At 69.7% G+C, this 11,884-nt stretch carries 7 protein-coding genes and 1 tRNA gene; 2 read left to right on the forward strand and 6 right to left on the reverse strand.

Annotated features, from left to right (window positions below; genetic code table 11):
* Positions 1-83: 83 nt before the first annotated feature.
* Complete coding sequence (locus ACVW00_RS12175; RefSeq protein WP_457111163.1) at positions 84-1,220, reverse strand: branched-chain amino acid ABC transporter substrate-binding protein; 1,137 nt, start codon at positions 1,218-1,220, stop codon at positions 84-86.
* A 214-nt stretch (positions 1,221-1,434) separates the two neighbouring features.
* Positions 1,435-2,043 carry an ANTAR domain-containing response regulator gene (locus ACVW00_RS12180; protein ID WP_457111164.1) on the reverse strand — a complete coding sequence of 203 codons (609 nt, stop codon included), beginning with the start codon at positions 2,041-2,043 and terminating at the stop codon, positions 1,435-1,437.
* A gap of 46 nt (positions 2,044-2,089) precedes the next feature.
* Between ACVW00_RS12180 and ACVW00_RS12185 the strand changes: the two genes are divergently transcribed.
* Both ACVW00_RS12185 and ACVW00_RS12190 read left to right on the forward strand, forming a co-directional pair.
* Positions 2,090-2,176 (forward strand) — tRNA-Leu (locus tag ACVW00_RS12185).
* Positions 2,177-2,253: 77 nt separating this feature from the next.
* Positions 2,254-2,835 (forward strand): AAA family ATPase, encoded by a 582-nt coding sequence (locus tag ACVW00_RS12190; protein ID WP_457111165.1) that lies wholly within the window; start codon positions 2,254-2,256, stop codon positions 2,833-2,835.
* On the opposite strand, the gene pyk is transcribed toward ACVW00_RS12190, so the two are convergent.
* The 4 genes from pyk to lgt all read right to left on the reverse strand — a co-directional run bounded on the left by pyk (position 2,798) and on the right by lgt (position 11,880).
* Entirely contained in the window at positions 2,798-4,246 is a 1,449-nt protein-coding gene (gene pyk / locus ACVW00_RS12195) for a pyruvate kinase (RefSeq protein ID WP_457111166.1), read from the reverse strand. The genes ACVW00_RS12190 and pyk overlap by 38 nt on opposite strands.
* A gap of 226 nt (positions 4,247-4,472) precedes the next feature.
* Complete coding sequence (locus ACVW00_RS12200) at positions 4,473-5,930, reverse strand: glutamate synthase subunit beta (RefSeq protein ID WP_457111167.1); 1,458 nt, start codon at positions 5,928-5,930, stop codon at positions 4,473-4,475.
* 35 nt (positions 5,931-5,965) lie between these two features.
* Positions 5,966-10,507 (reverse strand): glutamate synthase large subunit, encoded by a 4,542-nt coding sequence (gene gltB / locus ACVW00_RS12205; protein WP_457111168.1) that lies wholly within the window; start codon positions 10,505-10,507, stop codon positions 5,966-5,968.
* A 383-nt stretch (positions 10,508-10,890) separates the two neighbouring features.
* Entirely contained in the window at positions 10,891-11,880 is a 990-nt protein-coding gene (lgt, locus tag ACVW00_RS12210) for a prolipoprotein diacylglyceryl transferase (protein WP_457111169.1), read from the reverse strand.
* Between the last annotated feature and the right edge of the window lie 4 nt (positions 11,881-11,884).

Consider the following 11,884-nt stretch of genomic DNA (forward strand, 5'->3'; position numbering starts at 1 on the left):
GAGTCCTCTCAGGGTGATCGGTTGCGGCCGGGAGTCTCCTCCCGGCCGCAACCTCTCTGTGTGCTGCAGATCCTTCTCGACTGCTACTTGATCGCCTCGGGGTTGGTGACGTCGAGCTTGCCGTCGGCCACCTTGTAGACGTAGATGGTCGACTGCTTGATGTCACCCTTGTCGTCGAACGCGATCGGACCGCTGGCACCGTCGCCGGTGTAGCTGCCGATGAAGGAGTTGATGTCCTTCGCCGAGTCCTTCCCGGCGGCCAGAGCAGCCAGGAAGATGTTGGTCGCGTCGTAGGCCTGCGTGGCGTACAGACCAGTCGCCTTGAAGCCCGACGGCGCCGGGCCGGCCGGAGCCGAGAGCAGCGCACCGTTGGCAGCCTGCGCGCCGGCGACCGTCACGAAGTTCGGGTCCTCCGCGCCGTCACCGGACATGAACGTGCCGGTGAAACCACCCTGGCGCAGCTGCTTTGCGAGCAGGCCCGCCTCGGTGTAGTAGCCGCCGTAGAACACGGCGTCGGCACCGGAGGCCTTGACCTTGGTGACCACGGCCGACATGTCGGTCTGGCCCTTGGAGATCTGGTCCGAGGCCGTGGCCGCAGAACCGAGCGACGACTTCACCTTGTTGGCGAGGCCCTTGCTGTAGTCCTGGCCGTCGTCGATCACGTAGATCTTCTTCGCGCCGACCGTCTCCGTCAGGTACTTCGCGTCGGCAGCTCCCTGGGCGTCGTCGTTGCCGATGACCCGGTGCCACGTCGTCCAGTTCTGCTGGGTGATCGTGACGTTGGTCGCCGAGGGGGAGATCGACGGCAGGCCCGCTTCGAAGAAGGTCTTGCCAGTTGCCAGCGACTCACCGGAGAAGCCCGGACCGACGAGTCCGAAGATCGAGTCGTCGTTGATGATCTGGGTCGCGAGCGCCGGCGCCTTGTCCGCGCTGCCCTGCGAGTCGAACGTCTTCAGGCCGATCTTGCAGTCGGCGTTCTTGGCGGTGTACTCCTCCAGGGCCAGCTTGATGCCGTTGACCATGTTCTGGCCGAGGGCACCCGCGTCACCGGTCAGGGCTCCGAGGAACGCGAGGTTCTTGCCGCACAGGGCGCTCTTCGAGCTGCCCTTGTCACCGCTGGAGCTCTTGTCGTCGTTGCTCGAACCACAGGCACTCAGGGTGAGCGCAGCGATACCGGCCAACGCGACGAGGCCGCGCAGGGACTTCTTGGAACGGATCATCTTTCCTCCGCTTTCGGGGTGGATCGCGATCGACGCTCGGCACGATCACGTGTTGTGCCCGGGACGCTAGCACCAGCAGTTCTCCCTCGGGCGCTCGTCGTCGGGTCGATTCTCACTGTTGCGAAGTTGTGACCGCAATAGGCCCATTCGGGGAAGTTTGGTGCATCCCGCACGTCTTCAGCCGTCTAGCGCGGCCGTTTTCCGGTGCCTCGGTCTAGCGGAGCTCGATGCCGTGCTCGACGACACCGACGGCGACGTCGCGCATGGAGAGTCGCAGGTCCATCGCCGTCTTCTGGATCCAGCGGAAGGCATCCGGCTCGCTCAGCCCCAGCTTCTCCTGCAGCACACCCTTGGCGCGGTCGACGAGCTTGCGGGTCTCCAGCCGCTCGCTGAGGTCGGCCACCTCGGCCTCGAGCTGCTGCAGCTCGGCGAACCGGCTCACCGCCATCTCGATCGCGGGCATCAGGTCGGACTTCCCGAATGGCTTGACCAGGTAGGCCATCGCGCCGGCGTCGCGCGCGCTCTCGACCAGGTCGCGCTGGCTGAACGCCGTGAGCATGACCACCGGCGCGATCCGCTGGGACGCGATCCGCTGGGCCGCCGCGATCCCGTCGAGCCGCGGCATCTTCACGTCGAGGATCACCAGGTCGGGGCGGAGCTCCTCGGCGCGTACGACGGCCTGCTCCCCGTCCTCGACGGCCGCGACGACGTCGTACCCCTCCTCGGCGAGCATCTCGGCGAGGTCCATCCGGATCAGCGCCTCGTCCTCGGCAATGACCACGCGGCGCGTGGGTGCGCTGGAGGCACCGCTCTGCTGACTCACCGGGACAGGCTATCGAGGAGCGCTCCGGTACCGTATGGACGCCCCAGCCGGGTTGGCGGAATCGGCAGACGCGATGGTCTCAAACACCATTGTCCGAAAGGACGTGTGGGTTCAAGTCCCACACCCGGCACCAACGTCGGTCGTGTGCTGAAGTGGCTGCCATGGCGACCACCTGAGCACTCGACGGAACGGTTCGGCGACAATCAGGTGGTGCTCCTCGGCCCCGACGATCCGATCGGCTTCACTCCGTGCCGGATCGTCGTCAACGGCGCGTCGGGTGCCGGCAAGAACACCCTCGCCCGGGCGCTCGCGACGCGGCTCGAGTTGCCCTACACGGAGCTCGACTCGCTCTTCCACGGGCCCGGCTGGACCGTACGCGAGAGCTTCCTGGAGGACGTCCGTGCGATCGCTGCGGGTGACCAGTGGGTGTGCGAGTGGCAGTACGACGCGGCGCGACCGGTCCTGCTCGAGCGGTGCGACCTGATGGTCTGGCTCGACGTCCCCCGCCTGCGAACGACCTGGCGCGTGGTCCGAAGGACGCTGCGCCGCCGAATGCGACGCGAGGAGCTCTGGAACGGCAACCGCGAGGGCCCACTCCGGCGCATCTTCACCGACCCCGAGCAGATCATCCGGTGGGCGTGGTCGTCCCACCCCCGGGTGGCGCCGCGGATCGAGCAGGTGCTCCGGGAGCGACCCCAGCTGCCCGTCGTACGGCTGCGGACTGCGACCGACGCGGACCGCTGGGTGAGTCGGGTCAGCGGGGGCGGCGGTACGCCGGGGCGACCTCGTTGATGGCGTCGCCCATCCGGTGGATCCGGAGCGCGTTGGTCGAGCCCGGGATGCCCGGCGGGCTGCCCGCGATGATCACGACGAGGTCGCCCTCCGACACGCGCCCGATCGCGAGCAGCTGCTCGTCGACCTGACGGACCATCTCGTCGGTGTGCTCGACGGCGACCGTCTTGAAGGTCTCGACGCCCCACGTCATCGCAAGCTGCGAGCGCACCTGCGCCTCCGGGGTGAACGCGAGCACCGGGATCGAGCCGCGGTAGCGGGCGAGCCGGCGAGCGGAGTCGCCGCTCTGTGTGAAGGCGACGAGGTACTTCGCGCCGACGCGCTCGGCCACCTCGGCCGCCGCCTTGGCGACGACGCCACCGCGGGTCTTCGGCTGCCAGTCGATCGCCGCCATGCTGTGCAGCTCGTGGTGCTCGGTGGACGTGATGATCCGCGCCATCGTGCGCACGGTCTCGATGGGGTACTCCCCCACGCTCGTCTCGCCGGACAGCATCACCGCGTCGGCTCCGTCGAGCACCGCGTTCGCGACGTCGGAGGCCTCGGCGCGGGTGGGCGCCGGGTTGCTGATCATCGACTCCAGCATCTGGGTCGCGACGATCACGGGCTTGGCGTTGCGACGGGCCTTCTCGACGACGCGCTTCTGCAGGAACGGCACGTCCTCCAGCGGACACTCGACCCCGAGGTCGCCGCGGGCGACCATGAAGCCGTCGAACGCCTTGACGACCTCGTCGAGGTTGTCGATCGCCTGCGGCTTCTCGATCTTGGCGATCACGGGGAGCATCACGCCCTCCTCGCGCATCACCTGGCGCACGTCCTCGACGTCCTTGGCCGAGCGCACGAAGGACAGCGCGATGAAGTCGACGGAGAGGTGGAGCGCCCAGCGCAGGTCCTCGATGTCCTTCTCCGACATCGCCGGCACGCTGACCGGCACGCCGGGCAGGTTGATGCCCTTGTGGTCGCTGACACGGCCGCCGACCTCGACCCGGGTGTGCACCTCGGTGCCCTCGACCGCGGTCACCCGCAGTCGTACCTTGCCGTCGTCGATGAGGATCTGGTCGCCCTCGCGGACGTCGCCCGGCAGGCCGTCGTACGTCGTGGGGGCGATCTCGTTGTCACCGGAGATGTCGCGCGTGGTGATCGTGAAGGACTGGCCGGTCTGCAGTCGGGTGCCGCCCTGGGCGAACCAGCCGAGCCGGATCTTGGGGCCCTGGAGGTCGGCGAAGATGCCGACACCGTGGCCGCTCTCGTCGGACGCCTCGCGGACCAGGCGGTAGACCGCCTCGTGCTCGGCGTACGTGCCGTGGCTCAGGTTCAGCCGGGCGACGTCCATGCCCGCGTCGACCAGAGCACGGATGCTCTCCTTCGTCGACGTGGCCGGCCCCAGCGTGCACACGATCTTTGCTCTCCGCACGCGACGACCCTACTGGAACCGGACTTGAACGATCCAATTCCGCCGAGGCGTCTCAGCTGAAAATCAGAAAGGCGCCGAGGCGGCGCAGATGAAAGACCTGGTCTTTCATCTGCGCCGCCTCGGCGTGGTCTGGATATTCATCGGGGCCGCCTCGGCGTGGTCCGGGCTTTCATCGGGGCCGCCTCGGCGCGGTCTGGGCTTTCATCCGCGCCGCCTCGGCGATGGGTCAGACGGTCAGCGGGCGCTCGGTCGGCGGGATCGGGGCGGGCAGTGTGGTCGCGCTGGTGAGGTAGGTGTCCACCGCGGCGGCAGCCGCCCGGCCCTCCGCGATCGCCCAGACGATCAGCGACTGGCCGCGTCCGGCGTCACCGGCGACGAAGACCCCCTCCACGCTCGTCGCGTACGACGCGTCGCGGACGACGTTGCCGCGCTCGTCGAGCTCGACGCCGAGCTGCTCGACCAGCCCCTCGCGCTCCGGACCGACGAAGCCCATCGCCAGCAGCACCAGCTCCGCGGGGATCTCGTGCTCGGTGCCCTCGATCGGCTGGAACTTCTCGTCGACCTCGACCAGGCGCAGCGCCCGGACGTTGCCCTGCTCGTCGGCGAGGAACTCCTGGGTCGACACGGAGTACGCCCGGTCGCCGCCCTCCTCGTGGGCCGAGGACACCCGGAAGGTCATCGGGTACGTCGGCCAGGGCTGGTGCGGCGGCCGGTCCTCGCCCGGACGCGGCATGATCTCCAGCTGCGTGAGCGACTTCGCCCCCTGCCGGATCGCCGTGCCGAGGCAGTCCGCACCGGTGTCGCCGCCGCCGATGATCACCACGTGCTTGCCGTCGGCCCGGATCTGGCCCTCGACCGGCTCGCCGAGCGAGGCCCGGTTGGACTGCGGGAGGTACTCCATCGCCTGGTGGATGCCGCCGAGCTCACGACCCGGCACCGGGAGGTCGCGGGCGACCGTGGACCCGATCGCGAGCACGACGGCGTCGTACCGGTCGCGCAGGTCGAGGCCGGTCAGCTCGTGGCCGACGTCGACGCCGGCCCGGAAGACGGTGCCCTCGCGCCTCATCTGCTCGAGGCGCCGGTCGAGGACCTTCTTCTCCATCTTGAACTCGGGGATGCCGTAGCGCAGCAGCCCGCCGATCTTGTCGGCCCGCTCGTACACGGCGACCGTGTGACCGGCGCGGGTCAGCTGCTGGGCCGTGGCGAGCCCGGCGGGACCGGAGCCGATCACGGCGACGGTCTTGCCCGACAACCACTCCGGCGCCTCGGGCCGCACGTTGTGCGACTCCCAGGCCCGGTCGATGATCGCGACCTCGACGTTCTTGATGGTCACCGCGGGCTGGTTGATCCCGAGGACGCAGGCGGTCTCGCACGGCGCCGGGCAGAGCCGGCCGGTGAACTCCGGGAAGTTGTTGGTGGCGTGCAGCCGCTCGATCGCCGCGTCCCAGTCGTCGCGCCAGACCAGGTCGTTCCACTCGGGGATGATGTTGCCGAGCGGGCAGCCCTGGTGGCAGAACGGGATGCCGCAGTCCATGCAGCGCCCGGCCTGGGTGCGGATGATCGGCAGCAGGGCGCGGCCCGGTCCGCCCGGGTACACCTCGTTCCAGTCGTGCACACGCTCCTCGACCGGGCGCCGCTCGGCGACCTCGCGGTCGTGCTTCAAGAAGCCCTTGGGGTCAGCCATGGTGCGTACCTCCGCCTCGGGTGCCCGGGGTCTGCTCACCCATGGAGCACCTCCATGATCCGGGCCGCGGTCTCGTCCTCGTCGAGGCCCTCCTCGAGGGCCTCCTCGCGGGCCTGGAGCACCCGCTTGTAGTCACTCGGCATCACCTCGGTGAACCGCGCGAGGGACGCGGGCCAGTCGGCCAGCAATGCCTCGGCGACCGGCGAGTCGGTCTCCTCGAGGTGCCGGCGCACGAGCATCTCGAGCTCGTCGGCGGCCTTGCCCTCCACCTTCGCCAGCTCGACCAGCTCGGGGTTGACCCGGCCCTCGACGAGGTCGAGCACGTAGGCCACACCGCCGCTCATGCCGGCCGCGAAGTTGCGCCCGGTGCGGCCCAGTACGACGACGGAGCCGCCGGTCATGTACTCGCAGCCGTGGTCGCCGACGCCCTCGACGACCGCCGTCACGCCGGAGTTGCGCACGCAGAACCGCTCACCGGCCTGGCCGCGCAGGAAGATCTCACCGGAGGTCGCGCCGTAGCCGATGGTGTTGCCGGCAATGATCTGCTCCTCGGCGGCGAAGGTCGCCGAGCGGTCGGGCCGGACGATGATCCTCCCCCCCGAGAGCCCCTTGCCGACGTAGTCGTTGGCGTCGCCCTCCAGCCGCAGGGTGATCCCCGGCGGGAGGAAGGCCCCGAAGGACTGGCCGGCCGATCCGAGGAACGTCAGGTCGATGGTCCCGGGCGGCAGCCCCTCGGCCCGATGACGCTTGGTGACCTCGTGGCCCAGCATCGTGCCGACGGTCCGGTTGACGTTGCGGATCGGCAGCTGGGCGCGCACCGGCTCACCGTGCTCGAGCGCCGGACGGCACAGCTCGATCAGCTCGTTGTCGAGAGCCCGATCGAGCCCGTGGTCCTGGCCGGTGGTGTTGCGCCGGGGGGCGCCCTCCGGCAGGTCGGGCACGTGGAAGATCGGCGCGATGTCGAGGCCCGCGGCCTTCCAGTGCTTCACGGCGCGCTCGGCGTCGAGCGCCTCGGCGTGGCCGATCGCCTCCTCGAGCGAGCGGAAGCCCAGCTCGGCGAGCAGCTCGCGGACCTCCTGGGCGACGTACTCGAAGAAGTTCACGACGAACTCGGGCTTGCCGGAGAACCGCTCGCGCAGCACGGGGTTCTGGGTGGCGACGCCCACCGGGCAGGTGTCGAGGTGGCAGACACGCATCATGATGCAGCCCGAGACCACCAGCGGTGCGGTGGCGAAGCCGTACTCCTCGGCGCCCAGCAGGGCGGCGATGACCACGTCGCGGCCGGTCTTGAGCTGGCCGTCGGTCTGCACCACGATCCGGTCGCGCAGCCCGTTGAGCAGCAGCGTCTGCTGGGTCTCGGCCAGGCCGAGCTCCCACGGTCCGCCGGCGTGCTTCAGCGACGTGAGCGGCGAGGCGCCGGTGCCGCCGTCGTGGCCGGAGATGAGGACGACGTCCGCGTGCGCCTTCGACACGCCCGCCGCGACCGTGCCGACGCCGACCTCCGCAACGAGCTTGACGTGCACCCGTGCCTGCGGGTTGGCATTCTTCAGGTCGTGGATCAGCTGGGCGAGGTCCTCGATCGAGTAGATGTCGTGGTGGGGAGGCGGCGAGATCAGCCCGACACCCGGCGTGCTGTGCCGGGTCTTGGCCACCCATGGGTAGACCTTGTTGCCGGGCAGCTGGCCGCCCTCACCGGGCTTGGCTCCCTGGGCCATCTTGATCTGGATGTCGTCGGCGTTGGTGAGGTACTCCGAGGTGACCCCGAAGCGGCCGGACGCGACCTGCTTGATCGACGAGCGCCGCTCCGGGTCGTAGAGCCGGTCGGCGTCCTCGCCGCCCTCGCCGGTGTTGGACTTGGCACCCAGCCGGTTCATCGCGATGGCGAGGTTCTCGTGCGCCTCCTGCGAGATCGAGCCGTAGGACATCGCTCCGGTCGAGAACCGCTTGACGATCTCGGAGACCGGCTCGACCTCCTCGATCGGGATCGGCGTGCGCCCGAGCGCGGCCGGTTCCTTGAACCGGAACAGCCCGCGCAGCGTCATCAGCTTCTCGGCCTGCTCGTCGACCAGCCGGGTGTACTGCTTGAACACGTCGTAGCGACCGCTACGGGTGGCGTGCTGCAGCCGGAAGACGGTGTCGGGATTGAACAGGTGCAGCTCACCCTCGCGGCGCCACTGGTACTCGCCGCCGATGGCGAGGTCGCGGTGCGCCGGCGCGATGCCGTCGACGGGGTACGCCGCCCGGTGGCGCCGGGACACCTCCTCGGCGATCGTGTCGAGGCCGACACCGCCGAGCTTGGAGGTGGTGCCGGTGAAGTACTTGTCGACCAGCTCCTCCGACAGCCCGAGCGCCTCGAAGATCTGCGCACCGGTGTAGGAGGCGACCGTGGAGACGCCCATCTTCGACATCACCTTGAGCACGCCCTTGCCGAGCGACTTCACGAGGTTCTTCACCGCGACGTCCGGCTCGGTCTTGACGTAGAACCCGTCGCGCGCGAGGTCCTCGACGGTCTCCATCGCCAGGTAGGGGTTCACCGCGGCGGCGCCGTACCCGATCAGGGTCGCGACGTGGTGGACCTCGCGGACGTCGCCGGCCTCCACGATCAGGCCGACCTGGGTGCGGGTCTTCTCGCGGACCAGGTGGTGGTGGACGGCAGCGGTCATCAGCAGCGACGGGATCGGCGCGTGGATCGCGTCGGAGTGCCGGTCGGAGAGCACGATGATCCGGGCGCCCTGGGCGATCGCGGACGACACCTCGGCGCAGATCTCGTCGAGCCGGCGCGCCAGGGCCGCTCCCCCGCCGGCGACCTCGTAGAGGCCGCGCGAGACGTGGGTGATGAAGCCGGGCATGTCGCCGTCGCGGTTGACGTGGCGGATCTTGACCAGCTCGTCGTTGGTGATCACCGGGAACGGCAGCACCACCTGGCGGCACGACGCCGGCGTCGGCTCCAGGAGGTTCGCCTCCGGGCCGATGGTGCCGTTGAGGCTGGTCACCAGCTCCTCGCGGATCGCGTCCAGCGGCGGGTTGGTCACCTGGGCGAACAGCTGGGCGAAGTAGTCGAAGAGCTGTCGCGGGCGGTCGGAGAGGACCGCCACCGGGGTGTCGGTGCCCATCGAGCCGATCGGCTCGGCGCCGTTGTTGGCCATCGGGGTGAGCAGGATGCGCAGCTCCTCCTCGGTGTAGCCGAAGATCTGCTGGCGCCGCGTGACCGAGGCATGGCTGTGCACGATGTGCTCGCGCTCTGCGATGTCACCGAGCTTGATCAGGCCCGCGTGCAGCCACTCGTCGTAGGGGTGCTCGGCGGCGAGGGCCGACTTGATCTCCTCGTCCTCGATGATCCGGTGCTCCTCGATGTCGACCAGGAACATCCGGCCCGGCTTCAGCCGGCCCTTCCGCACGATCGTCGCCGGGTCGAGGTCGAGTACGCCGACCTCGCTGGCCAGCACGACCAGGCCGTCGTCGGTGACCCAGTACCGGCTCGGCCGGAGGCCGTTGCGGTCGAGGACGGCGCCGACCTGGGTGCCGTCGGTGAACACCACGCACGCCGGGCCGTCCCACGGCTCCATGAGGGCCGAGTGGAACTCGTAGAACGCCTTCCGGCTGGCGTCCATCTCGGTGTGGTTCTCCCACGCCTCGGGGATCATCATCAGCACGGAGTGCGGCAGGCTGCGGCCGCCCATGTGCAGCAGCTCGAGCACCTCGTCGAACGAGGCGGAGTCGCTGGCGCCCGGTGTGCAGATCGGGAAGAGCCGCTCGAGGTCTCCGGGGATGATCTCGCTGGACAGCAGCGCCTCGCGGGCGCGCATCCAGTTGCGGTTGCCCATCACGGTGTTGATCTCGCCGTTGTGCGCGATGAACCGGTAGGGGTGGCTCAGCGGCCAGCTCGGGAACGTGTTGGTCGAGAACCGCGAGTGCACGACCGCGACCGCGCTCTCGACGCGCTCGTCGACGAGGTCGGGGAAGACGTGGTCGAGCTGCTCGGTGGTGAGCATGCCCTTGTAGGCGATGGTCCGGCCGGACAACGACGGGAAGTACACGTCGGCCTCGTGCTCGGCCCGCTTGCGCAGGCAGAACGCGAGTCGCTCGAGGCCCATGCCGAGCAGACGGCTGCCCTTGGAGGCGACGAAGAGCTGCAGGAAGGTCGGCATCGTCGAGAGCGCCGTTGCGCCCAGTGACGACGGGTCGGTCGGCACGTCACGCCAGCCGAGGACGGTCAGCCCCTCCTCCGCGGCGATCTCCTCGACGCGCTTGCGGGTCTTCTCGACCTGGCCGGCGTCGCCGGGGATGAACGCGGTGCCGACGGCGTACGCGTGCTGCGCGGGGAGCTCGAAGCCCAGCTCGGCGGTGACCTCGCGGAAGAACCGGTCCGGCACCTGCAGGAGGATGCCGGCGCCGTCGCCGGAGTTCGGCTCAGCGCCCGCGGCGCCACGGTGCTCGAGGTTGCGCAGCGCGGTGAGCGCCTGCGCGACGATGTCGTGGCTCGGAACGCCTGTCAGGGTCGCCACGAAGGCCACGCCGCACGCGTCGTGCTCGTGGTCGCCGTCGTACAGCCCCTGGGGCGGCGGGAATGCCTGCAACGCACTCTCCCGTCGTCGTCTTGCGCACGAGGGCGGACCATGACGGACCCGGCTCGGTGCGGCGGTGGAAGCATGCTGCACAGGACTTCGCTGGCCCATGCGGAGAGATCAGCCTACAACAGGGATCGGCCGGCCAGCGCGCCCATTTCGTGGGACGGAGGTCTCAGATGGTGGACGTTGAGCGGGGATGGGTGGTGTTCCTCGTGGCTGGCTCCCCGACGGCCGTGATCCCGGTGCTCACGCGGGGGCTGGCTGTCACCCGGTGACTGCCAGGCACCGCACAACGAACGCTCAGACCGACAGCCGACGGCAAACCCTCCCGGCACGGACCCCCTCGTCGCTGCGTTCTCCCAACCACGCAGAGTGGCAACCCGCGGACCAGCTCAGCTCGAAGGAGAGCCGTTCGAGGAATCAGCCGGCTCGACGTCAGCCGGCTCCACATCCGCCGGCTCGACGTCAGCAGCCCCGACCTCAGCCGGCTCGTCCGCCGATCCGCCCGGCTCCCGCCCGTCGACGTACACGCTGTCCTCGCGGCTCGCCGGCGCCGGGTGCCGGCGGCCCGCGACCACGAAGTAGACCAGCGCGCCGACGAACAGGCCGACCGACATCCACTCGCCCCACCGGAGTCCGAGCACGTCGTTGAGCTCGATCGTGTCGATGCGCAGGTGCTCGATCCAGAACCGACCCAGGCAGTAGCCCATGACATAGAGGGCGAACGCGCGGCCGAAGCCCAGCCGCAGCCGCCGGTCGAGCCACACCAGGAGGGTCAGGACACCGAGGTTCCACAGCGACTCGTAGAGGAACGTCGGGTGGAAGGTGGTGAACTTCTCGTAGCCCGGCGGACGGTGCCCGGCGTCGATCTCCAGCCCCCACGGCTTGCTGGTGGGCCGGCCGAAGAGCTCCTGGTTGAAGTAGTTGCCCCAGCGACCGATCGACTGGGCGAGCAGCAGCGCCGGGGCCAGTGCGTCCATCAGCGGCAGCATCCGGATGCCGTAGTGCCGGCAGCCGAGCCAGGCTCCGACGGCCCCGCCCGCGATGGCGCCCCAGATGCCGAGCCCGCCGTGCCAGACGGCGAGGGCGTCCCAGGCGTTCTTGCCGGCCCCGAAGTACAGGTCGTGGTCCGTCGCGACGTGGTAGAGCCGCGCACCGATCAGACCGGCGGGCACCGCCCAGAGCGCGATGTCACCGACCTCGCCGGAGCGTCCCCCTCGAGCGGCCCAGCGCCGCTCGCCGAACCACACCGCGGCCACGACGCCGAGGATGATCGCGAGCGCATAGGCCCGGATCGGCACGGGTCCGAGGTGCCACACCCCCTGGCCGGGGCTCGGGATCGACAGCGTCGTGATGAACGGCGCGATCAGGTTCGCGGTCACAGGG

This window comes from Marmoricola sp. URHA0025 HA25 (assembly GCF_054059435.1).

What these genes read in the sequence shown, in the direction of transcription:
- ACVW00_RS12175 (WP_457111163.1), bottom strand. Translation starts at nt 1,220, where the DNA reads ATGATCCGTTCCAAGAAGTCCCTGCGCGGCCTCGTCGCGTTGGCCGGT.
- ACVW00_RS12200 (WP_457111167.1), bottom strand. Translation starts at nt 5,930, where the DNA reads ATGGCTGACCCCAAGGGCTTCTTGAAGCACGACCGCGAGGTCGCCGAG.